Source organism: Pseudomonas sp. MC6 (assembly GCF_054790575.1).
This window is the reverse complement of record NZ_CP186504.1, coordinates 1,151,989-1,172,462: the sequence shown is the minus strand read 5'-3', so window position 1 is coordinate 1,172,462 and position 20,474 is coordinate 1,151,989. Positions and strand designations below refer to the sequence as shown.

Below are 20,474 nucleotides of genomic sequence, written 5' to 3'. Positions count from 1 at the left end.
CATGGACATTGCACTCATCCTCTCCGCTGTGATCGCCGTCATCATCATCTTAGTGGGCTTGGGCATCTACAACGACATCATCGGGGGACACAACGCAGTACAACGTGCCTGGTCGGACGTCCTCGTTTACGAACGCCAAAAGACCAAGGTGCTCGATCAGCTTCAAAAGGTGCTCGCCGACTTCATGGTCTTTGAGGCCAGCCTCCTCGAAAAAATCACCGGCCTGCGCAGCGCGGTCCACGCCCTGCCTGCTGGAGCGGACGGCCATGCCCTCACCAAAGTTGAAACCGCCTCGAGAGAGCTGATGGGTGGCTTGCGCATCGCTTTCGAGGCCTACCCTGACCTGAAAGCATCAGAAGCGGCGAACAACATGATGCGTGAAATTGCCGAACAACAAGAGAACGTCGGAGCGGCCATCACCATCTACAACCGCAACGTCGAACTGTTCAACAACACCATCGAGATGTTCCCGGGCTCGGTCGTCAATGGCCTGTTCAACAAGAAAACTCGCGTTACGCCATTCACCGATACCGAAGCTTCGCAGAGCTTCTCTTACACCCCGAATATCTAACCTGCGTTAAGCATCAAACCATCACCTGTGAGGGTGGTGGTCGATCACCTGTCCCCTTGAATAGATTCGCCGCTGATTTCTCGGGCGCGAACCATTCAATGACACGAGCGTTCAATCGGCCCCTTCTGAATCAACCAGCCCCACCACCGGAACCTGCCAAGCAGGCTTTTTCCCGCTCTGACCATCAAACACACGACGCGCCTCGCGAAAATCATCCACGTGCTCCACAACCCAAGTCCAAATCGGCGACATGCGAACCAACAACTCCATACCCAACGCCGTCAGCTCGTACTCAACATGGGGCGGCACTTGATCCAACTCCCGCCGTATCAGCAGACCATCACGTTCCAGCGCCCGCAGCGTCTTGGTCAACATGCGCTGAGTCACGCCCGTCATTTGCCGTTTGATCTCGGCATGACGCATCGTGCCGTACACACCCAGGGCATGCAGGATGCCCAGTGACCAGCGGCTGCCGGCGTGCGCCAGGACTTCGCGCCGCACGCCATCATCGTCTCGTCTTAGCGTCTGGCAGATCGCTTCTGCCTGGCTAAGGGTTTCCTCATCGGTCATGTGTCCCCCTGGTATCACGCGTGTGCCTTCTTCTGAGCGCTGCGCAATCGTGCCAGCATCGCCAAATCATACAGACGACGGATCTCAGGAGACATCATGACCGCAGCGACCCACCCTTCCCCCCAATCCATTCTCGTACTCGGCGCCGGCGAGCTAGGCCTGCCGGTGCTGCGCAATCTTGCGCGGGTAGCCAAGCGCTCGCCCGGCAGCACCATCAGCGTCCTGCTCAGGGATTCGACCATCAACACGCAAGTCCCTGAGAAAAAGCGGGAAGTCGATGAACTGCGCAGTCTGGGTATCGAGATGGTCGCTGCAGACCTGGTTAACGATTCCATCGATCAACTGGCCGAAGTGTTCGCAGCATTCGACACCGTCATAGGCTGCGCCGGCATGGTCGCCGGCCGCGAAACGCCGATGAAACTGGCGACAGCTGCGCTCAGGTCCGGCGTGAAGCGCTATTTCCCTTGGCAGTTTGGCGTAGATTTCGAAGTGATTGGTCGGGGCAGCCCACAGGATTTGTTCGATGCGCAACTCGACGTGCGCGAGTTGCTCCGCGCCCAGGATAAAACCGAGTGGGTGATCATCTCGACCGGCATGTTCACCAGTTTTCTGTTCGAGCCGGTATTTGAAGTCGTCGATTTTGAGAACGACACCGTCAACGCCTTGGGCAGCCTGGAAACCAGTGTGACGCTCACGACACCGGAGGACATCGGTAAGCTGACAGCGGACATCGTTTTCTACGAACCGCGCTTTCGCAATGAGATCGTGTACCTGTCTGGCGACACGGTGACGTACGGGCAGGTGGCGAGCCTGCTTGAACGGGTGCTGGGGCGGCCGTTCAAGCGTAACGTCTGGACGATTCCGTACCTGATGCAGGAACTGGAAAAAGACCCCACTCACCACATCAAAAAATACCGCGCCGTATTTGCCCAAGGCAGAGGCGTGTCGTGGCCTAAAGCGGGGACTTTCAACGAACAGCAGTCGATTCAGGTCACCACGGCTGAACAGTGGGCTCGGGATAACCTGACAGTCGATTGACGTAAAGAAAGCCCCCCAATCGCAGGTACAGAGACTAGTAGGTCTCTCGACATTTATCGCGGCTGAAGAGCCAGCACACTCCCACCTTGGAACACACTCAAAGGTGGGAGCGAGCCTGCTCGCGAAGGCGCCAGAATGAACACCCGATTAATCACCAAGTGATCCCGCCCCCCGCATCAGTCCGGCAATTGCAAATTATCCAACGCCCGATTCACCGCCAACTCCCCCAGCATGATCAACTGCGCAATCCCCGCCAGCGCCTGGCGCTGCGATGCCGGCAACAGGCTGGAGACGTTCTGGGCGATGGTTTTGGTCGAAGCGAGTGTTGCACTGGCATCGACCAGCAGTTCTTCGGTTTTGTTGTCCGCCGTCACGGCGTACATCCCACGGTTTTTACGTGGGGGCGGCGTGGAACCGGGCGGACAGAGGTAATGGTCGAGCGCGCGGTCGGCGGCTTCGTGGAGTTTTTTGGAATCGATGGATTCGTAGGGGGAAACCGAGACGGTTTCGGGCGGGTTGGGTGTTGGTTTGATCATGGTGAAGCTCCTTGATTGTTGGAGCCGCCACATTTCGCTGCGAAACGAAGGGAGGTGGCAGCTGTACGCAGGTTCGCAGACCGGGAATCAAGGAACCCGGCATACCCGAAGGTATCCCGCGCACAGCCGCCATAAAGCATCGCTACCAACATTTTTGATGGCAACGTTGCAGCGCTGTGCGCCTTGATTGATCCGGGCTGCGAAACCCGATCGCTGATTCGTCAGCGACCGCACCACAATAGAACCCGCCCCCTAGGCGCACAAGCCGGCGGATTCTGGCGTAGCTGTAGGCAAAGGCGCAAGGGTATGTAGCCTGAGAGAGTGTCTGGAGATGTCTTTTTAAACGTTGGTGTTTATCGAGACCTTACTGCGGCACCTTCCCACTCAAACAAATCTGCCCCATTACCGGCAATTTCCCTCGCGCTCAAAGCGTAAACCCAGTCGGGGCGTAAAGGCATTGCGAGCGACTCGACAGAAGCCACTCACCAACAGTCAATCAAAGGACTGTAAGAAATGTTGAGCGCAACTTTTGCCTCAGGCATTCTGAGCGACGCAAATGTACATGGACGGTAGATTTTTGGCGGTACTGTTAAATGAAACTAAAAATATTAGCCATCAAGCTTTTATGTTGCTTCAGTTTATTTTCTAGCGCAGCGGACCTTCCTATCAAAGAGGGAATGCCATTTTCGAATGCCCGAAAAGCTTTGATCAAAAATGGCTGGAAACCGAATCCGTCCTACTCAGGTGAGTTCGGGGTCGAGAACGTCATCCAAAGAAAAGGCTTCAATGAAATCGAGTCTTGCACGGAGGGCGTCCGTTTCTGCAGCTTCAACTACATCAAGAACGGAGATTGTTTAGGTGTAGGAACTGTCGGCGAAGAAGTCAAAGACATGAAAATTTATACCTGGAACTTCAAATGCCCTGAAAAGGATTGAAACCAGAAATCGACAACAAAGTGATAACAAAGGGACTGATTTACTTTATGGAAATAAATCAGTCCCTTTTTTTGGTGTCGGAGGTGGAAGCAGATTTTTTGGCTTTGATGACTCAGTGTTCAGCACCGCTAAACAAAACCTGACTTAACAGCGATCCCAAAGCTGATCATGACCAACAACAGAGAAATGACGCTCCATTGCAGCACCACTAGCTTCCGTTTGAGGGAGGCTGGGAAACTGGCCAAATCTTCAGAGCTCAGCTCACCCCTTTTCAAATAGAACTGAGGAAAGGTCACAATTCCCGAAATACCACCTACGAGCAAAAGCTTCCCCCAAGGCCCTCCATGCCGAAGCGGAGCCCGAGTCATGATCGCTGAGCAATTCTTCAGGTGCTCCAACATAAAATCCATCTTCGTATAGGCCAAGTGCAAACAGACGCCTATCCAAAGAATTAGCCCTGCCAGATCAACGATGGCAATGGACAGAAGTACCTTATCAACGACGTTCAAACTCATTTGCTTGCCTCATAGATCTTCTCACCGGCCCATTCGCCTGTAGCTCCACCAAGAGCTCCACCAGCGTATGAGCCCGCCGCTACGACGATGACACCACATGCCAAGGTTGCCATGCCGCCTGTGGGTACACCCAAGCCAACACAGATAATCCCCGCTGTGGAACCAGTCAAAAACGCACCGGTAGCAGCACCGCCGGCCACTCCTCCGACGAAGTTACCACCCTCGGTATATTTGATCTTTTCGCAGGCATCCTTATTACCTGCCGCACAGACTTCTTGAACCTTCATGTAAGACGCCCCTCCCCCGACCGCTGTACCAATCCAGCCACCGTACTTCACAACCTTGGCCGCTCTGGCGACACCTTCTGCGTGAGTGCCGTAACCGGGAATCTGTCCCGGAGCACCGGCCAGGGTCCAGTGGTGCACCAAGCTTTTGCTTGAGATGCCGAGGGCTGATTTCAGACTTGGGTGATCAGGGAAACCAATGCCCTTTCTGGTTAACCCGGTGAGCTGTCTATCAAGCTTGGCAAACAGTCGCGCGCGCTCATCAAAGAACTCCGAACTACGCAAGTGACCGTCACGCTGAAAACTTTTCTGGTGCAGCGTTTCGATTTCCTTCAGCGAGGTTGTCACGTCTCCCAGGTTCTTAGCGAAGATCGATTCACCCACACCGATTGATGTTGAGCCTTGCGAAAGAATGGACTCAATCTGGCTCTGATAGCGAACCATGAAGCTCGCCTCTTCGTCGCTCATGGGTTTGAGCGCCGCGTCCACTTTCTGCGCCGCTTCCATGAGCAACGCTTCTTCACGTGTGCACTGAGGATTGTTCGGATCACTCAACACGATGAGCTGCCCGGGCTTGGCGTACCCGGTGACGTGAGGGTTGAGGCGCGTGAATTTCTCAAGCGTTGCACCATCCGGCTTATCGAACAATGCTGCTTCCAGCGCAGAGCGCGGCATGACTTGCTGAACGATATAGAAACCGGGTTCCGCTGGCGGCTTCGCAGCAACCGGTTTCTCTGGTAGAGCCTCAGGGTATTCTGCCCAGTGCTTGGCGTGCAGATCAGTCGGTTCTACGCCACGGTAGACCTGTTTTCTTGGCGGGTTAGGTAGTGCGGGCCTTGGTACGTTTCCATATTCACTCATGCATCATCCTTGTTCACTTCAGGAATCCCGACTTGAGGTTCTGACAGCCCGACGCTATCGAAAAAACCAAGTGCTGGCTGTAGGACATAACCTAAAAAGCTGTGCCCAAACGGCTGATTCCTGTCATTCGCGGGGTGCGCAGGATAACTGGTGAGGGAAAATGGTTGTATGGCAGCAGATGGCCACACATAGAATAATCGCAGGATTTGCCTGACCACCCGCGAACTTGTGCCGAGTACTCGGAGTTTTTGTCGAGCTACAAATCGGCTGGAGGAACAACCAAATGAAGGCTTCACCCCTCGTACTCGTCGCACTTTATTGCATGGGTATCAGCTCAACGTTTGCCGATGCCTCACAGGCGCCAAACGACCAGCGAGGGCCAGCAGACATCGTCGTCGGTGAGCGTTTGGCAGCGGCCAAGTCCAAGCTACTCAAGCAAGGATGGAAGCCGACGCGGATGCATATCAACGACGGCTATGAGTACAGCGGCGTGGAGAAGGAGCTGGCTACACGCAAGTTCTTCGAACTGGACACCTGCTCGTTTGATAGCTCGCGCTGCATCTTGTACTACGCGAAGAAAGGAACTTGCCTACGCGTCGATACCATCGGTGAGCAATTCAATGACATGACCGTGACGCGATGGACCCGTGAATGTCCTGAAGCGCCTCAATAACCACACGAAGACGGCACGGTAATAATCAACTGCTCCCACAGGTTTCAGCGTCGTACGCAACATCTGCAATCAGCATAAAACCCTGTGGGAGCGAGCTTGCTCGCGAAAGCGCCAGAATGAACACCCGATCAATCACCAGGTGATCCCGACACCCGTATCACTCCGGCAATTGCAAATTATCCAACGCCCGATTCACCGCCAACTCACCGAGCATGATCAACTGCGCAATCCCCGACAGCGCATGGCGTTGCGATGCTGGCAACAGGCTGGAGACGTTCTGGGCGATGGTTTTGGTCGAAGCGAGTGTTGCACTGGCATCGACCAGCAGTTCTTCGGTTTTGTTGTCCGCCGTCACGGCGTACATCCCACGGTTTTTACGTGGGGGCGGCGTGGAACCGGGTGGACAGAGGTAATGGTCGAGCGCGCGGTCGGCGGCTTCGTGGAGTTTTTTGGAATCGATGGATTCATAGGGGGAAACCGAGACGGTTTCGGGCGGGTTGGGTGTTGGTTTGATCATGAGTGAATCTCCAAATCATAGAAAAGGAGCCATCATCTTTCGCTACCAAACGAAGGGGTGGTGGCCATACGAAGGTTGGTAGACCGGTGACTTGGAGAACCGGCGCGCCCGAAGACGCCCTGCGCATGGCCACCATAAATACACAGCCCCAAAAAGGCCTGTATCGGGTGACGCTATGCGCCAAGTCTAAGCCGGGATACCAAACCCGATCGCTGATTCGTCAGCGACTGGACCACAATAGAATCCGACCCAAAAGCGCACAAGCCGGCGGATTCTGGCGTAGCTGTAGGCAAAGGCGCAAGGATGTGTAGCCTGGGAGAGTGTTTGGAGATGTCTTTTTAAACGTTGGTGTTTATCGAGACCTCATTGCATCACATCTCATTGAATAGATCCGTCCCCTTATCCCTTTGACTTTTGTTCTACGACTACCCTTCTTCCCGTGCAATAGCTTTCAGGATGAGTACCCCACGGACGTTGTCATCACTGCACGAAACCTACCGATGATTACATTTCAGGTGCTTGATCGTTTTTAGCGCCTGGAATCGGCATTCGATAGATGTACGCCCAAGATGCCTCCACGAAAAGCAACCGGTAGACAAGATGATGGCAATTGGGTAGCTTCTTGCCATCCACATACAAAGTACAAGGCTGAAGTAAAAAGCGTGACCGTTGAAATTAATAAAATTAAAACTTGGCGCCTGAAGACATACCGCGCTAGTTCTTTTAACTTATAAGGATATATACCATGAAAAAGCGCCGTATCGATCAATTCAATTTGTGGCCACAGACATTGACGTCTGATGCTGAAGAAAAATTTAAGATCCGGCTCGGCAACACAGAGCTATCGGAGTTATTTTTCCCATATGAACTTCCCAACACGAGCGATAAACACCTACATATTTGTGTTTCCTACATGCTGGATGCTTTAGATAGTTTACCGCTCAGACCGGATCACGCATTCGATTGGATTTGGCGAAGCTTTGAATATTTGACGTCGCAGGCGATTGGAGGCCAAGGCAACATTACCAATGAGCTCAGAAATATTGTTTGCCCCGCTATCGACGGACTATTCTTATTGGAGAAAGATGTTTCAGATGCCTTTTTTGAATTGACTGAAAACATTCCTTTTCAAACATGCGAGTATCTACTGAAGAGAATATGTGAGTCTGGCCCATACAGCTACACGACCAGCAATCAAATTCAATTATCTAGCTACGCTAAACGTCTGCTTTTTTCGAATGGTAATCCACCAGTTATCAGCACCTCACTCCAGACCATTTTGGAGTTTTTATCGACGAATTATGATTACAAAAACATGAAAGACCGCCGTAATGGAGCATCCCTAATACGCAGAATCATCAGACTTGAGAGAGTGTCATTGCAATCCTCATTCGTTCAATTAACTAAATCCGAGGTTCTGTTTTTTTTAGTTAGCGGCCTCGGCTATGCGTTTCGAAACGATCGCGCCCATGCAAAATCCATCGCGCCTTTTCGAAGTAGTGCTGCGTCGATCACTACCTACGCGCACTGTTGGTTTATGTTTTTATTGTTCTATAAGATAACCTTTGCCCTGCTCCACACGCCGAACTCACCAATAGTTTTAACTGGCCCCCTAGCAGTCAACTTCAGAAAAAACAACACCGCCTACTCTCGCCTATTTGGCGACCACCTTAACAACTAAAACATGTAGCATTAATATCCCCCTCACAGACGACGCTTCACTAAAAAAATCAAAAATAAAGGAGAACACATGGGCAGGTACGAGATAAAAAAATCCAGCAACGGCAATTATTACTACACCTTGAAGGCGCCAAACCACGAAACAGTCGTAGTTGGCGAACAACTAACAAATTATAATGACGTAAAGTCAGCAATCAAACAATCCATGTCCAGTTCCAGCCGAGCGGATAAAATTATAAAAAGACTATCAAGTAGTGGTAAGCCATATTTTAATTTAGTGGCTGAAAATGGAGCCATTCTTGGTTCCAGCCAGTTATATTCAAGCGATGCTTCTTTAGAGCGTGGAATCGAATCTATTAGGAAGTACGGAACCTCCGATGCGCTTGTCGTAGATGTGTTGGGGGGTTCAAGAGTTGCACAGAAAATCGGTAGTGTAAGAACCTATATAACTGCTATCGAATCTCTACCTCAAGATTCAGGGGCAGTGATTTTTTTCAGAGGTCATGGTGATGCCTCGTACAAACTGCTACCAAGCTTATATAGAAATTCTGGATGGATTAGAAATGAGCATGTGATATTTCAGGAGCTAGTTTTACGCTGCCCGAGTGATTTTCAACTTTCCGGCCCGACATTCAACACTTTAGTAAAAATGCAACATTACGCACTCCCAACGCGATTACTGGACATTACAACAAACCCACTAATCGCGTTATATTTTTCATGCGTTGATGGCGGCTCCACTGATGCCGAGGTCGTCGTATTTAAAATTCCAAAAAAAGAGATAAGATATTATGACAGCGACCGAGTTAGTTTAATCTCGAACATTGGTCGCCTTCCGCAGCATACTCGTTTTCCTTTAGGTCTTAACCAAAATGATTTCAACTCTGACGACGACGTAATAAAGCTCGTTAGAGAAATACAAAGAGAGAAACCTTATTTTGTGGCAAGAGTCAACCCCATAGATATCTCTTCAGTAGTCTGCGTTAAACCAGTACTTGATAACCCCAGGATAATAAAACAGGATGGAGCCTTTCTTCTCTTTGGAGTTGATGGAGAGAAAAGCAAGCCCTCTGCAGTACCTGAGGAATATTTGCTAACAAGCGATGAGTTCAGAATAATTATTCGGGGAGGCGACAAAATTAAGATCCTAGAACAACTTGAATCCCTAGGAATAACCAGATCTACTATTTACCCAGAAATCGAACATGTAGCAGGATATCTAAAAGACAGATACAAAGATTAAATACGTCTTAAAAACCAACACTCTTCACTCTTATTATTGAAAAGAGTTATCATTCAGCCCATACCATCCAATACGAGATTTTTTGCTCCTAGAATTTTCCGAAAAGCATCTAACCTCATTCAGAAACACTTCAAACAGGCTGCACTCCCCATCAGCTACTGAGTATTTCTCCAACTCATACTTCTGTTTAAATTGTCCGCTTTGTACTTGTCTACCGGACGGAGAGGCAGCAGACACTCAGGACGATCTACTTCTAGCTGAAAGCAAACACAAACTCCAAAAAAAGGAGAAAGAATTATTTTTCAGAAAACAGATCAGCCCCCTTCATTCGTAACGCTCTTTAGTTTTGATTTTTCAAGATACGCCAAGAACTTTAACCCCAAGGGAGTTACGTAGCAACGGCGATACTGAACCCCTGCAACTTTCTCGTTATCAACCAGTCCGTGAATTTGCAGCTTCGGGCTTATATTGAAAAAAACAAAGCGATGATAGTCGGACATTCCCGCTCTATTAGTAACGCCTGTTATAAGAGCATCTTTCGCTACATCTAATGCTTTCAGCAAGGTAATTTCAACATCTTCACCTCCCTCCACAAGATCTTTTGGTAAATTGATATTTGTTTTTGACAAGGCATCTTTCAGCTCGTCAAATTTAGGGAAGTCTTCTTTGTTGGGGGCCGGAATGGTAGCCAAGCGATGTTCAAGCTGACTAATCTTCTCTTTTAGATCGGTATTCTCGCTAGATAGTTTGTTTATCTCTTCCATCAATGGCTTGGAATCCACTATTTCATTTCCAGACACCCAGCCTGATAGCTCTCTATTTGTTGAGTAATCCGCAAGTGTCTCATGCACACAAAGCTTAATATCTTTCACATCCTCAAAAAATGAAGAGATACGACTAAGAACCTTTGTACGAAAAAGCGTTAGCTCTTTTGGATTTACCTTCTCGGAAAACCCGGTACCATAAGCGCGTATTTTGGCCTCAAGAGCATCATCTTTAATGACAACCGCAAACATCGGTTTATTCTGAGATGCCGCGTAATCGAACTCAAGCTCTGTATAGCTAACATTTGATATAGGTTCTACGGCACCATATCTTCCCCCGAGAATGAGCATGTACACATCAGATTCATCAATCCATGAATTAATAGTATCTAGCTGTGATCGATCGCCCGCTGTAAAAAGCTCCATCCCTGCTGGGATATGCCCAGCTTTTAAAATAGCACTCACCGCCGCTTGACGCTCTTCAATTAAATCGAGATAAGTGCTAGATATAAAAACTTGTAATTTGCGTTTCATTCAGCCACCAAAAGGCATTTCCTTGAGCGCTGAAAATATCCAAACAGCACTCTAATGTCCATCAGTATTTACCTTTATAGACTGGTCTGAGAACAGGCCTTTGACTCGTTTTCACATTGAAATTAGTGGAGGACTTTGGCCAGGAGCACCCCTTAGGTAAACGTCAGCATCTGGCCCGATATCGGGCATTTACGCGATTACCTGCTTCGGGCCTTATGCAACAACGAGACCCCCTTGCTTGTCCGCTTCCTTTTTTGCAGCGGCGCTTGAACTGGTCTCGATTAAACAGCAGAAATAACCAATTTCGACCTTCCAAATCACGGCCTCACCAACCTAGGCAACTCCACCCCCTCCACCACCCTCTCCACCCCCAACCTTACCCGCTCCCCACCCTGCTCAATCACCACCCCATCCCCCTCCACCGCCACCAACTTCACCCCAGGCCCCACCTTCTCCCCCTGCAAAAAACTCCTCGGTGGCCCATCGTTCAGACTCAATATCGCCACTGCCCCCCGACTCCCCGCCATCACCCCGCTCACCTTGATATCCACCGGCGCCGTTTGATTGGAAAACCACTGCAACGCCGGGCTATCGCTGCGCGCTGCCAGCAACTGCGGGGCCGCTGCCGGGGTGTGGGATTCGGCGGAAGTCAGTAGCAGCGACGACCATGTCGCCACGCCGACCAGCGCGGCGAGCAGTGCGAGGGCCTGGACCATTTGTGGTGGGGAAACGCGTGCGGTGAAGGTCATGGGTTGAATCTCCTTTTTATCCCTGCTGTCAGCCTACGCGGCAATTCTCTCCGTTTTATTTCACATGCCTTACATGTTGGCCGTGCACGATGGCGCAGGACGCAAAGGAGCGCGCGCGCGATGAACAGGCAAGAGGGTTTTACGCTGATCGAGTTGATGGTGGTGCTGGTGATCATCGGCATCGCCAGTGCGGCGATCAGCCTGAGTATCAAGCCCGATCCGTTGCAGTTGCTGCGCAAGGATGCCGAGCGTGTGGCGCAGTTGCTGCAGGTGGCGCAGGCGGAGGCGCGCGCGGATGGTCGGCCGATTGTGTGGGTGAGTGATGCCAAGGGGTTTCGCTTTAGTCGGCGCAGTGACAGTGGCAAGTGGTTTGATCATTTCGCGCAGGATCCGCAGTTGCGGCCGCGTACCTGGCAGAGTCCGAAGATGGAGGTGCGGGTGGAGCCGAAACAGAGGGTTGTGCTGAACGCTGAGTGGATTAATCCGCCGCTGCAGTTGACGTTGTCGGATGGGGTGAATCGCTTGAGTGTGCTGCGTGATGGTAGCGGAAGGATCAGCCTGCAATGAAGCGCCAGCAAGGGTTTACGTTGATTGAGGTGATGGTCGCGATTTTGTTGATGGCGGTGGTGAGTCTGATTGCCTGGCGGGGGCTGGACAGTGTGACGCGGGCGGACAGTCATTTGCAGGCGAGCAGTGAGCAGAGTGACGGTTTGTTGCGGGCGCTGAATCAGTTGCAGCGGGATGTGGATATGCGGGCGGGGATTGAGTTGACCGAGCCGAAGAAGGTTGGAGTGGATGATGAGCCGCCGAGCGCCCCACCCGCTCTGACTGTGCGCAGTAGCGACAGTAAGGGTTTTCGGCTGGACATTATTCGCACGGCGGCGGATCAGCCGGGGGCGTTGCAGCGGGTGCGGTGGTGGGTCAAGGGCGACACTTTGTATCGGGCGGCGGCTGAGGCGCGGAGTCGGTATCCGTTGCCGGCGCCTGGGAATGGGGTTGCTGTTTTGAGTGCAGTCAGTGATGTGCAGGTGCGGGTTTGGGAGGTGGATAAGGGGTGGCGGCAGTTGAGCGGGAATCGGCGGGAGGATCCGTTGGGGTTGGAGATTCGGTTGAGTCGGGGGACGGCGCAGGGGGTGGAGAAGTATCGGCAGGTGATTGGGCCGTTGGAGTGACATATATCCCTTCTGATCGGATATTCCTGCAGGAGCTGCCGAAGGCTGCGATCTTTTGACTTTGATTTTGAAGATCAAAAGATCGCAGCCTTCGGCAGCTCCTACATTTGGATTGGGGGTAGTCAGTTGGGGGGTGGTTGGCTGTGAGGGCGTCATCGCGAGCAGGCTCACTCCTACAGTTGGATCGGGTCATCCGCAAGAGATTGGTTGGCTGGTGGGCCGTCTTCGCGAGCAGGCTCGCTCCCACAATTGGATTGGGGGCAGTCAGTTGGGATTGGTTGGCTGACAGGCCGTCTTCGCGAGCAGGCTCGCTCCTACAGTTGGATTGGGTGGAGTCAGTTGGGGATTGGTCGGCTGGCAGGCCGTCTTCGCGAGCAGGCTCGCTCCCACCGTTTTAATTTGCGTACAGCCCGAGCGGCAAAGCCGCCCCACTCAACAGGATGAGCGTTAGCTCGGCTGCAGCTTTTGATCTTGTTCCACGGGCGACGTCGGAAGGCTGAGTGGAGGGATTCATCCGGGGGTGGGAGCGCAGCGACCGTTTGGCGCAGCCAAATGCATCGAGAGGAGGTGCAGCGAAGCAAACCGTAGGCGATGCGCCCGGATGGATCCCGGAGCGAAGGAACCCCGAGCCCCAGCGAGCGGGCCGCACGTAGGAGCAAGCGTTTTTTTGCTTACTTTTTTTAGGCGTTTGTAAAAAAAGTGAGTCGCCGTCAGGGCGAAACCCTAAGCCGCCGTTACCGCAACAACGGATATGTACCCAATCAAACCCACTAACTCAAAACGACAACGCCACCCGGCAACTCAGTGCACTTGACGCCATAAGCATCGCGAATCAGCAATGCAACGCCAGCAAGTTGGTCAAGGCTAAAGCGCGCCTGCACCCGCCGCTGCCCAAGCTCACGATTAAGCAGCAACAACATCCCCGGCCGATACCGGTTGATCTCGTCGATCATCTGACTCAGCGTAGCGCCATTAAACACCAACACTTGCTGACGCCAATTCATCACCGCCGCCGTGTCGACACTCTGCACACTGCCAACCTGCCGCGCGTCATAGATCACCTGCTGCCCCGGTTCAAGACGCAGGCTACGCCCCTCAACATCCACTTCAACCGCACCATCAAGACAAGTCACACACACCTGCTGATCGGTATTACGCAAATTGAACCGCCCCTGACTCGCGCGCAACCACCCTCCCCCAGCCTGCATCGCCAACGGCAACCGCGCGGTCTGCACTTCAACCTCACCACTGACCAGTTCAAACCCCTGCACACCGTCAGACACTGCACGCTGATTGATCCGCGTCTGAGTATTCAGCTCCAGGCTCACACCCTGCACCGGTTCGAAACGACGCTGCTGGCCAACTTCAGTGATGTAGTCCGCGCCCAGCCCTTCAAAACCACCAGGAATCGTCCCGCGCACCAGCAAAAACGCCGCCGACGCAGCAATCGCCCCACCGAGAAAAGCACGTCGACCAAACCCGCGCGGTGCCTGCAAGCCTTGCGCGGCAGGTTGCAGGTTGTGCCACAACCGCTTGGCCTCTTCGAACGCGCGGGCATGTTCGGCACTCTGCGCGCACCATTCGCGCAGAGCGCGGGCGTCGGCCACGGTGGCGCGGCCGGAGGTCAGCAGGACCAGCCAGTCGCGGGCTTCGCTGTGCAGATGGTCGGCCGCCGATGGCTCGGCAGATGTCAGTCGAAAGATGTTCAAACGCGCAGATTCTCAACGAATTGATCGGGCACTATTCAGAAGACGGTTTTCCGGCCCCGCGACCGAACCGCTGAAACACTTTTCTTTCCAGTTTCGCCGCGCAAAAGCCCAACGCCGCTTTGATTTCCTTCTCGACCATGCGCGTGGAAATGCCGAAACGCTGGGAGATTTCCAGGTGCGGCGCCTCTTCCAGGCGCGCCGCGATGAAGATCTTCCGGCGCCGTGCGGGCAGCTCGTACAACGCACTGAGCAGCGACTGGATTTCCTTCTGCCCGCCCACCACCCGCGCCGGGTCCAGCGCTTCGTCGCCGATTTGCAGCAGCTCTTCGACTTCCTCGCCGGTGAGCAGGCGCGCGTCGGCCTGGCGGCGGTCGGCGGCGATGTTCAGGGCCATGCGATAGAGGTAGGCATTGGGCCGCAGGACGTTCGGCGGCGTCTCCATGCGGTCGACGCGCAGGTAGGTTTCGTGCAGCACGTCGTTGGCCAGATCTTCCGAACCGAGACGCCTGCGCAGGCGCACCCGAAAGTCCTCGTAGGACGTCAGGAACAGTTGGACCATCGAACCTTGTCCGGTGTCTTTCATCCCCCGGAAACTCCTTCCCATTTGGTGCATTCCATGCGTTTCCCTGACGACTCCGGTAACAACAGCAACGTGACCGGCTGACGCAAGGCGCTGGGCGTCGGCCGGTCGATCTTGAGATTGCGAAAACTTTCCACCAGCGCGTTGTCGCGCCGTACATCACCGGTCGAAGTGACCAACCGGTTGTGCTGCACCAAGCCGTCGCGGCCAACCCAGACCTGCAACACCGCGCGATAACTGCCCGGACGGGTCAGCGGCGAGCGGCACAGGTTGCGTTCGATCGCCGCCTGCACCGCCGTGGCGTAACTGCGGTTGACCGCGACGCTTTCCGGCGTCTGTTTTTGCGGCGGTGCCGGCACGTCTTCGACCTGCGCCACTTGCAAGGTAAACGCATCGTCGCGGGCATAGCGCGCCATCAAACCACTGCCGCCGAGCAATCGACGCAGGGCATCGGCGGCGGTGTATTCGCCGTCCACCGCGAGCGAACGTCGGCCGCGACTCAACTGACTGTCGACCAGCACCGCAACGCCAGTGGCGTGGCTGTACTGATCCAGCGCGTGCGCCAGATCCTGTGCCGGAATGTGCAGCGTCATTCGCAAGTCCGCCGGCACCGCGTCAGCCATGGCGTGGCCCGCCGCACAGCCAAGCAGCCACCCCAGACACATCCGGCGCACAAGCCTCGTTGAACGCTGAAAACCGTCCGTGGAATTGCCTCGCTGCACGGCTGACGAATCCTTGGAAATCGTCATCCTGAGGGCTGTTTATGAATCTGGTGTGACGGGCGGTGCAAAAAAACCATCACGGGAATTGCGCAAGGCTTGCACTAGACTCAAGCCATAGCGCGGCTCCTTCGGGCCGGCCAGGAGGCGAGCATGAAAACACTGTGGCGAATCAGCCTTGGCGGGCTGTTGTTGATGGCTCTGTCGAGCGCTTATGCGGAGCAGCCGTTGGGCTGTGTGGAAGTGACGGTCGGCGGTTACAAGGCGCCGAATTATGACTGTCTGAGCCAGCAGATGGGCAACAACCCGGAAGGCGCTGCGGCGGCGGAGAAGAATCAAGAGGCGCTGAATGTGCCGGTGAACAAGCGGCCGCCGAACCAAGTTGGGCTGGCGACCCCGGCGGCGACCAGTACGCGGATGGGCAACAGCTTCGGCACCTCGGTGAAACCGCAACGTCCGGCGAATTAGGGCAACGTCAAAATCAAAAGATCGCAGCCTTCGGCAGCTCCTACATGGGATTTTGATCGTTTCCCTGTAGGAGCTGCCGAAGGCTGCGATCGTTTGATCTTCAATCGCTAGGCGTTTGGCGGAAGCTCACCGCGAGGCGGTTCCAGCTGTTGATGGTGGTCACGGCCATGGTCAGGTCGACCAATTCCCCTTCGTTGAATTGCTCGCGCGCCTGCTGATACACCTCATCAGGCACACGGCTCTCCGCCAACAACGTCACCGCCTCGGCCCAGGCCAGCGCCGCACGCTCGCGCGGGTTGAAGAAGTTGCTGTCGCGCCACACCGCGATCGCATACAAACGCCGATCACTCTCCCCGGCCCGTCGCGCATCCACCGAGTGCATGTCGGTGCAGAATGCGCAGCCATTGAGTTGCGAGGCTCGGATGCGGATCAATTGCAGCAGCGGCTGTTCGATGCTGAGGTTGGCGGTCAGCGCCTCCATGGCAATCATCGCTTTCATCGCTTTGGGCGAAGCGTTGCAGTAATCCAGGCGCGGGGACATGGGCAGGTCTCGTTAGACGGAATAATGAGTTCACCGTAAACGCCGACAGCGATGCATTACAGCCCCAATTGCACGGAAAACCGCTACACCAATCACCATCAGCAGAGCACAAATCCCTGTAGGAGTGAGCCTGCTCGCGATAGCGGTGTGTCAGGCAACATTGATGTCGGATGTGCCACCGTCATCGCGAGCAGGCTCACTCCTACAGGGGATCTAGGCCAATTTCGGGTTTTTCGGGTAGGCAACTATTGCCGATCCCGCAGCAGCGGTAATCTGGCGGACACGCCAAATAGCCCCGGGAGCCTCGTCGGTATGGAACTTCACGTCGTGATCAACGGCCGCAAGGATCTCGCCGGTCAGTTGTATCAGCAGCTGCGCGGTGCAATCGAATCCGGGCGCTTGGCCGCTGGCACGCAGTTGCCGCCCAGCCGTCTGCTCGCCGAGCAACTGGGCATCTCACGCAAGACCATTTCCGACACCTATGCGCAGCTGACTTACGAAAACTTCCTCACTGGGGTGATCGGCAAAGGCACCTACGTCAACGCGCGCCCGGCGCAGATCCAGCGCAAGCAAAGCCACAGCGAACTGGCCAGTGCCGAAGTGATCGAGAGCTGGCGCAATCTGCCGGTGTTCTTGCGTCACCCAACGCTGGAAGGCTCGCTGCGTTACGACTTTATCGGCGGCGCCACCAGCAAGGGCCAGTTTCCGCAGGATGACTGGCGCCGCTGCGTCGCCCATGCGATGCGTCAGATGGGCCAGTCCAAGGGCTTCTACAGTGTCGCCGAGGGCTTGCCGGCGCTGCGCAATGCGATTGCCCGGCACATCGCGTTTTCCCGGGGGATCAACTGTCAGGATGAAGACATCGTCGTGTGCAACGGCGCGCAACAGGCGCTGGACCTGATCACCCGAGTGTTGATTCGCCCCGGCAGTCTGGTGGCAATGGAAGACCCCGGTTATCCGCCGGCACGCCTGTTGTTCGGCACCCATGGCGCCGAGGTGGTCGGGATTCCGGTGGATGCCGAGGGCATTCAGGTCGAGCACATTCCCGATGGCACGCGCCTCATCTATGTCACGCCGTCGCATCAGTTTCCGCTGGGCATGCCAATGAGTCAGGCGCGCCGCGAAGCTTTGCTGGCTCGCGCTCATGAGCTGGGCGCGATCATCATCGAGGACGACTATGACAGCGAGTTTCGCTACGAAGGTCGGCCGACCGATTCGCTGTACAACCTCGATCAGCGTGGCATCGTCGCTTACGTCGGCACCTTCTCGAAGACCCTGCTGCCGGAATTGCGCCTGGGTTATGCGATCCTGCCGCCGGCCATTCTCGAAGCGGTGATCCGCGCCAAGCAACTGACCGATCTGCATGCCTCGACCCTGCCGCAGTGGGCATTGGCCAAGTTCATCGCCGAAGGTTGCCTGCTCAAGCATATCCGCCGCTGTCATGCGATTTATGCGCAGCGCCGTGAGCGGATTCTGGCGCGCATGGCGGATGATTTGTCGCCATGGCTTGAGGCGGTGCCGGCCTGCGCCGGGTTTCATATGGCGGTGTTCTGCAAGGTGCCGATCAACTTGCCGCTGGTGATCGAACTGGCGAAAAAGGTCGAAGTCGGGCTGTACTCGATCAACGGTTTCTATCATCAGCAACCGGCGAAGAACGGCCTGTATTTCGGCTTCGGCGCCATCGAAACGCTGGACATCGATATCGCTCTGGATCGCCTGCGTGACATCCTCGAACAGCTGTCATGAGCCTTTGGTATAACGCATTTACTGCCGATTGGTTATTGGTGATTCACGACGGCAGGCCTATCCTGCACAGGCGTTATCCCTCAATGAGCAGGATTCGTCCGGCCTGATTCAGGAGTGTGAGCAATGTCCAATGAAGTGATCAACACGGTCCAAGTGCAGGCTGCCGCCGGCCGCTCGGATGAACTCGGCAAGCAACTGCAGAAGATCGTCGACACCCTGCGCGAAACGCCGGGCTGCGATTCCTACCTGGTCGACCGCTGCCCCGAGGACAGCCACCGCTGGACGGTCAGTGCTCGTTGGCAGTCAGAAGCGGCGATGCAGGCGCATTTCAACCGGCCCGAGGCGCAGGGGTTTATCGATTTGATCGATAGCCGGTTGGCCAATAGCGTGGATTTCAACAGCTTTCCCATCGTTTGACCTGACGCCTTCGCGAGCAGGCTCACTCCTACAGGGATCTGCGGTGCATTCCCTAGCAGCGCTTCAGGGCCTGCTTGTGCACATACATCGCGCTATCGGCATCCGCCAGCAACCGGTCCACGGTCTCATGGCGTTTGGCGTCGTATTCAATCTGGCCGACGCTGAAGCGAATCGCATACCCTCGATGCAGTGTGGCGTTGCGCTCTTCAAGGATGTCCTTGAGCCGCGCCATGATCGTCGTGGTTTCAACATGGCTGGAACCGGTCAGCAACGCTACAAACTCATCTCCGCCCAGCCGGCCGACCACATCGCTCTCGCGAAAGGCAATGCGCAGCACATCAGCAAAGGTCTTCAGCGCACTGTCACCCTCGGCATGGCCATACAGATCGTTGATCTGCTTGAAGTCATTGAGGTCGAAAAACAGCAACGTCGCCGGCCGCTCCAGCCGTGCGCAGGCATCCAGCGCATGCTGGGCCAGTTGCTTGAAGCCCCGTCGATTGGACAGCAGCGTCAGCTCGTCCATGCTCGCCATCTGCACGGCCGTCAGCTCTTGCTCGGCCATCTCGGCCAGATCGCGCAACAATGCGCGCTCTTCCTCGTCGAGGTCGCGGGGCTTGGTGTCGATCAAGCACAGCGTGCCCATTTTATTGCCGTTGGGCACAGTCAGCGGGTAGCCGGCGTAGAAGCGGATGTTCGGCGCGCCAGTCACCAGCGGATTGTCATGGAAGCGCACATCCTCGCGGGCGTCGGGCACCAACAGCAGATCGTTCTGCAAAATCGCGTGTCCGCAGAATGAAATATCCCTGGGCGTTTCAGTGGCATCCAGGCCCACACAGGACTTGAACCACTGCCGATTGGTGTCGACCAGCGTCACCAGTGCAATCGGCACATTGAACAGGCGTTTCGCCAGCCGTGTCAGTCGGTCGAAACGCTCTTCAGGGGCGGAATCGAGCAGTTCGAGACCGTGCAGCGCTTGAACTCGCGCCGTTTCATTCGCAGGTTTTCCTGGAACCAGCATCAGCACACTCCATTGGCAACAATGCTTTCAAGCGTAGCGCTAATTTGGCAATGGCTCACATTTGCGCCACCGGACAAGGCCCGCCCGCATCGGCCCAGAGCTTGAATTGCGTAACGAAAATATCGTGCGGCACTGGCACGGGCGCACGCCCTGCCCCAGGATTCCAGCCCCACAGCACCAGTTTGTCTTCGCTGACATGTTTGATCAGCGCGGCAAAGTCGCGATCGCCGTTGCTCGAACGATCCTTGATCATCGCGCAAAGCTTGTCCGGCGGCAGGCCGATCCAGGCCATTTTGTGCGCCGCCGGCGGCAGGCTCCAGTGCGGCGCGCCCGGTGGCGCATGGGGGCCGTAACTGGCCGGCGGATTGTTTTCCGCGTGGCAGGTCGCGCACGGCAAACCGGCGGCGCCCTTGCCGTCCATGCCGCGCACCACGTTCATCGCGTGGGGGATGCCAGCGTCGAACTGCAGCGGCGAATCACCGGGGATGTGGCAGTTCTGGCAACGCGGACTCTGGAAGACTTTCTGCACCGTGGTGAACGCCTTCAGCGCCTCTTGATCATCGGCAAACAAGTCCGATGCATAACCGCCAAGCCCCAGCAGGATCACCGTGCCCAACACTAGATGTCGTTTCAT

Annotated in this window: 24 protein-coding genes; 11 read left to right on the top strand and 13 right to left on the bottom strand. The window is 55.0% G+C overall.

All coding sequences use genetic code 11. The features are described 5' to 3' along the window. The first annotated feature begins 1 nt into the window (after position 1). The gene (locus ACOYXE_RS05505) at positions 2 to 571 is read left to right on the top strand and encodes a LemA family protein (RefSeq protein ID WP_160058373.1); all 570 of its coding nucleotides are present in this window, start codon (positions 2 to 4) and stop codon (positions 569 to 571) included. 111 nt (positions 572 to 682) lie between these two features. Here ACOYXE_RS05505 and ACOYXE_RS05500 read toward each other — a convergent pair whose 3' ends face one another. After that, positions 683 to 1,141, bottom strand: a complete 459-nt coding sequence (locus ACOYXE_RS05500; protein ID WP_095122810.1) for a winged helix-turn-helix transcriptional regulator — start codon at positions 1,139 to 1,141, stop codon at positions 683 to 685. Between the two features lie 96 nt (positions 1,142 to 1,237). Between ACOYXE_RS05500 and ACOYXE_RS05495 the strand changes: the two genes are divergently transcribed. Further along, positions 1,238 to 2,179 (top strand): aromatic alcohol reductase, encoded by a 942-nt coding sequence (locus ACOYXE_RS05495; protein WP_460928104.1) that lies wholly within the window; start codon positions 1,238 to 1,240, stop codon positions 2,177 to 2,179. A gap of 176 nt (positions 2,180 to 2,355) precedes the next feature. Here the strand turns inward: ACOYXE_RS05495 and ACOYXE_RS05490 are convergent, their stop codons facing one another. After that, on the bottom strand, positions 2,356 to 2,715 hold the full coding sequence (locus tag ACOYXE_RS05490; protein ID WP_460928102.1) for a DUF6124 family protein: 360 nt from the start codon (positions 2,713 to 2,715) through the stop codon (positions 2,356 to 2,358). Between the two features lie 593 nt (positions 2,716 to 3,308). On the opposite strand from ACOYXE_RS05490, the gene ACOYXE_RS05485 reads away from it, so the two are divergent. After that, positions 3,309 to 3,650, top strand: coding sequence for a hypothetical protein (locus ACOYXE_RS05485; RefSeq protein ID WP_460928100.1), 342 nt, complete (start codon positions 3,309 to 3,311; stop codon positions 3,648 to 3,650). Between the two features lie 128 nt (positions 3,651 to 3,778). Here ACOYXE_RS05485 and ACOYXE_RS05480 read toward each other — a convergent pair whose 3' ends face one another. Together ACOYXE_RS05480 and ACOYXE_RS05475 are read right to left on the bottom strand one after the other, a co-directional pair. After that, positions 3,779 to 4,165: a hypothetical protein gene (locus ACOYXE_RS05480; RefSeq protein ID WP_460928098.1), complete on the bottom strand. Its 387-nt coding sequence runs from the start codon at positions 4,163 to 4,165 to the stop codon at positions 3,779 to 3,781. Beyond that, complete coding sequence (locus ACOYXE_RS05475) at positions 4,162 to 5,310, bottom strand: hypothetical protein (RefSeq protein WP_460928096.1); 1,149 nt, start codon at positions 5,308 to 5,310, stop codon at positions 4,162 to 4,164. The genes ACOYXE_RS05480 and ACOYXE_RS05475 overlap by 4 nt, the downstream gene beginning before the upstream one ends. 283 nt (positions 5,311 to 5,593) lie before the next feature. Here ACOYXE_RS05475 and ACOYXE_RS05470 point away from each other — a divergent pair, with 283 nt between their 5' ends. Then, a complete protein-coding gene (locus ACOYXE_RS05470; RefSeq protein WP_460928095.1) occupies positions 5,594 to 5,983 on the top strand; it encodes a hypothetical protein in 390 nt (129 codons plus the stop codon). Between the two features lie 157 nt (positions 5,984 to 6,140). On the opposite strand, the gene ACOYXE_RS05465 is transcribed toward ACOYXE_RS05470, so the two are convergent. Further along, a complete protein-coding gene (locus ACOYXE_RS05465) occupies positions 6,141 to 6,500 on the bottom strand; it encodes a DUF6124 family protein (protein ID WP_460928094.1) in 360 nt (119 codons plus the stop codon). Between the two features lie 745 nt (positions 6,501 to 7,245). Here ACOYXE_RS05465 and ACOYXE_RS05460 point away from each other — a divergent pair. After that, positions 7,246 to 8,181: a hypothetical protein gene (locus ACOYXE_RS05460; protein ID WP_457464399.1), complete on the top strand. Its 936-nt coding sequence runs from the start codon at positions 7,246 to 7,248 to the stop codon at positions 8,179 to 8,181. 69 nt (positions 8,182 to 8,250) lie between these two features. Further along, positions 8,251 to 9,423, top strand: a complete 1,173-nt coding sequence (locus tag ACOYXE_RS05455; RefSeq protein WP_460928091.1) for a DUF1508 domain-containing protein — start codon at positions 8,251 to 8,253, stop codon at positions 9,421 to 9,423. 314 nt (positions 9,424 to 9,737) lie between these two features. On the opposite strand, the gene ACOYXE_RS05450 is transcribed toward ACOYXE_RS05455, so the two are convergent. Continuing rightward, complete coding sequence (locus tag ACOYXE_RS05450) at positions 9,738 to 10,721, bottom strand: DUF4062 domain-containing protein (RefSeq protein ID WP_460928089.1); 984 nt, start codon at positions 10,719 to 10,721, stop codon at positions 9,738 to 9,740. A gap of 317 nt (positions 10,722 to 11,038) precedes the next feature. Next, a complete protein-coding gene (locus ACOYXE_RS05445; protein WP_460928088.1) occupies positions 11,039 to 11,470 on the bottom strand; it encodes a type II secretion system protein N in 432 nt (143 codons plus the stop codon). A 120-nt stretch (positions 11,471 to 11,590) separates the two neighbouring features. Between ACOYXE_RS05445 and gspH the strand changes: the two genes are divergently transcribed. After that, on the top strand, positions 11,591 to 12,037 hold the full coding sequence (gene gspH, locus ACOYXE_RS05440) for a type II secretion system minor pseudopilin GspH (protein WP_460928086.1): 447 nt from the start codon (positions 11,591 to 11,593) through the stop codon (positions 12,035 to 12,037). Next, positions 12,034 to 12,642: a prepilin-type N-terminal cleavage/methylation domain-containing protein gene (locus tag ACOYXE_RS05435; protein ID WP_460928084.1), complete on the top strand. Its 609-nt coding sequence runs from the start codon at positions 12,034 to 12,036 to the stop codon at positions 12,640 to 12,642. Before gspH ends, ACOYXE_RS05435 begins: the two co-directional genes overlap by 4 nt. Before the next feature lie 770 nt (positions 12,643 to 13,412). Here ACOYXE_RS05435 and ACOYXE_RS05430 read toward each other — a convergent pair. Genes ACOYXE_RS05430 through ACOYXE_RS05420 form a run of 3 tightly spaced genes read right to left on the bottom strand, consistent with a single transcriptional unit; the run spans position 13,413 to position 15,596 of the window. Beyond that, positions 13,413 to 14,351: a FecR family protein gene (locus tag ACOYXE_RS05430; protein WP_460928082.1), complete on the bottom strand. Its 939-nt coding sequence runs from the start codon at positions 14,349 to 14,351 to the stop codon at positions 13,413 to 13,415. Between the two features lie 31 nt (positions 14,352 to 14,382). Beyond that, on the bottom strand, positions 14,383 to 14,934 hold the full coding sequence (locus ACOYXE_RS05425) for an RNA polymerase sigma factor (RefSeq protein ID WP_007913935.1): 552 nt from the start codon (positions 14,932 to 14,934) through the stop codon (positions 14,383 to 14,385). Then, positions 14,931 to 15,596: a secretin and TonB N-terminal domain-containing protein gene (locus ACOYXE_RS05420; RefSeq protein ID WP_095122850.1), complete on the bottom strand. Its 666-nt coding sequence runs from the start codon at positions 15,594 to 15,596 to the stop codon at positions 14,931 to 14,933. The genes ACOYXE_RS05425 and ACOYXE_RS05420 overlap by 4 nt, the downstream gene beginning before the upstream one ends. Positions 15,597 to 15,803: 207 nt before the next feature. Between ACOYXE_RS05420 and ACOYXE_RS05415 the strand changes: the two genes are divergently transcribed. Beyond that, positions 15,804 to 16,118 carry a hypothetical protein gene (locus ACOYXE_RS05415; RefSeq protein WP_460928080.1) on the top strand — a complete coding sequence of 105 codons (315 nt, stop codon included), beginning with the start codon at positions 15,804 to 15,806 and terminating at the stop codon, positions 16,116 to 16,118. Between the two features lie 100 nt (positions 16,119 to 16,218). On the opposite strand, the gene ACOYXE_RS05410 is transcribed toward ACOYXE_RS05415, so the two are convergent. Beyond that, positions 16,219 to 16,659, bottom strand: coding sequence for a carboxymuconolactone decarboxylase family protein (locus ACOYXE_RS05410; protein ID WP_460928078.1), 441 nt, complete (start codon positions 16,657 to 16,659; stop codon positions 16,219 to 16,221). A 312-nt stretch (positions 16,660 to 16,971) separates the two neighbouring features. Between ACOYXE_RS05410 and pdxR the strand changes: the two genes are divergently transcribed. Both pdxR and ACOYXE_RS05400 read left to right on the top strand, forming a co-directional pair. Then, positions 16,972 to 18,405, top strand: a complete 1,434-nt coding sequence (gene pdxR / locus ACOYXE_RS05405; RefSeq protein ID WP_460928076.1) for a MocR-like pyridoxine biosynthesis transcription factor PdxR — start codon at positions 16,972 to 16,974, stop codon at positions 18,403 to 18,405. A 123-nt stretch (positions 18,406 to 18,528) separates the two neighbouring features. Then, positions 18,529 to 18,822, top strand: coding sequence for a putative quinol monooxygenase (locus ACOYXE_RS05400; protein WP_160058411.1), 294 nt, complete (start codon positions 18,529 to 18,531; stop codon positions 18,820 to 18,822). A 52-nt stretch (positions 18,823 to 18,874) separates the two neighbouring features. Here ACOYXE_RS05400 and ACOYXE_RS05395 read toward each other — a convergent pair whose 3' ends face one another. Both ACOYXE_RS05395 and ACOYXE_RS05390 read right to left on the bottom strand, forming a co-directional pair. Beyond that, entirely contained in the window at positions 18,875 to 19,840 is a 966-nt protein-coding gene (locus tag ACOYXE_RS05395) for a sensor domain-containing diguanylate cyclase (RefSeq protein ID WP_160058413.1), read from the bottom strand. Between the two features lie 55 nt (positions 19,841 to 19,895). Then, complete coding sequence (locus tag ACOYXE_RS05390) at positions 19,896 to 20,474, bottom strand: hypothetical protein (protein WP_160058415.1); 579 nt, start codon at positions 20,472 to 20,474, stop codon at positions 19,896 to 19,898.

Bases quoted from the DNA above. Each gene is read 5' to 3' on its own strand.
- ACOYXE_RS05505 (WP_160058373.1), top strand. From the start codon at position 2: ATGGACATTGCACTCATCCTCTCCGCTGTGATCGCCGTCATCATCATC.
- ACOYXE_RS05500 (WP_095122810.1), bottom strand. From the start codon at position 1,141: ATGACCGATGAGGAAACCCTTAGCCAGGCAGAAGCGATCTGCCAGACG.
- ACOYXE_RS05495 (WP_460928104.1), top strand. From the start codon at position 1,238: ATGACCGCAGCGACCCACCCTTCCCCCCAATCCATTCTCGTACTCGGC.
- ACOYXE_RS05490 (WP_460928102.1), bottom strand. From the start codon at position 2,715: ATGATCAAACCAACACCCAACCCGCCCGAAACCGTCTCGGTTTCCCCC.
- ACOYXE_RS05485 (WP_460928100.1), top strand. From the start codon at position 3,309: ATGAAACTAAAAATATTAGCCATCAAGCTTTTATGTTGCTTCAGTTTA.
- ACOYXE_RS05480 (WP_460928098.1), bottom strand. From the start codon at position 4,165: ATGAGTTTGAACGTCGTTGATAAGGTACTTCTGTCCATTGCCATCGTT.
- ACOYXE_RS05475 (WP_460928096.1), bottom strand. From the start codon at position 5,310: ATGAGTGAATATGGAAACGTACCAAGGCCCGCACTACCTAACCCGCCA.
- ACOYXE_RS05470 (WP_460928095.1), top strand. From the start codon at position 5,594: ATGAAGGCTTCACCCCTCGTACTCGTCGCACTTTATTGCATGGGTATC.
- ACOYXE_RS05465 (WP_460928094.1), bottom strand. From the start codon at position 6,500: ATGATCAAACCAACACCCAACCCGCCCGAAACCGTCTCGGTTTCCCCC.
- ACOYXE_RS05460 (WP_457464399.1), top strand. From the start codon at position 7,246: ATGAAAAAGCGCCGTATCGATCAATTCAATTTGTGGCCACAGACATTG.
- ACOYXE_RS05455 (WP_460928091.1), top strand. From the start codon at position 8,251: ATGGGCAGGTACGAGATAAAAAAATCCAGCAACGGCAATTATTACTAC.
- ACOYXE_RS05450 (WP_460928089.1), bottom strand. From the start codon at position 10,721: ATGAAACGCAAATTACAAGTTTTTATATCTAGCACTTATCTCGATTTA.
- ACOYXE_RS05445 (WP_460928088.1), bottom strand. From the start codon at position 11,470: ATGACCTTCACCGCACGCGTTTCCCCACCACAAATGGTCCAGGCCCTC.
- gspH (WP_460928086.1), top strand. From the start codon at position 11,591: ATGAACAGGCAAGAGGGTTTTACGCTGATCGAGTTGATGGTGGTGCTG.
- ACOYXE_RS05435 (WP_460928084.1), top strand. From the start codon at position 12,034: ATGAAGCGCCAGCAAGGGTTTACGTTGATTGAGGTGATGGTCGCGATT.
- ACOYXE_RS05425 (WP_007913935.1), bottom strand. From the start codon at position 14,934: ATGAAAGACACCGGACAAGGTTCGATGGTCCAACTGTTCCTGACGTCC.
- ACOYXE_RS05420 (WP_095122850.1), bottom strand. From the start codon at position 15,596: ATGTGTCTGGGGTGGCTGCTTGGCTGTGCGGCGGGCCACGCCATGGCT.
- ACOYXE_RS05415 (WP_460928080.1), top strand. From the start codon at position 15,804: ATGAAAACACTGTGGCGAATCAGCCTTGGCGGGCTGTTGTTGATGGCT.
- ACOYXE_RS05410 (WP_460928078.1), bottom strand. From the start codon at position 16,659: ATGTCCCCGCGCCTGGATTACTGCAACGCTTCGCCCAAAGCGATGAAA.
- pdxR (WP_460928076.1), top strand. From the start codon at position 16,972: ATGGAACTTCACGTCGTGATCAACGGCCGCAAGGATCTCGCCGGTCAG.
- ACOYXE_RS05400 (WP_160058411.1), top strand. From the start codon at position 18,529: ATGTCCAATGAAGTGATCAACACGGTCCAAGTGCAGGCTGCCGCCGGC.
- ACOYXE_RS05395 (WP_160058413.1), bottom strand. From the start codon at position 19,840: ATGCTGGTTCCAGGAAAACCTGCGAATGAAACGGCGCGAGTTCAAGCG.
- ACOYXE_RS05390 (WP_160058415.1), bottom strand. From the start codon at position 20,474: ATGAAACGACATCTAGTGTTGGGCACGGTGATCCTGCTGGGGCTTGGC.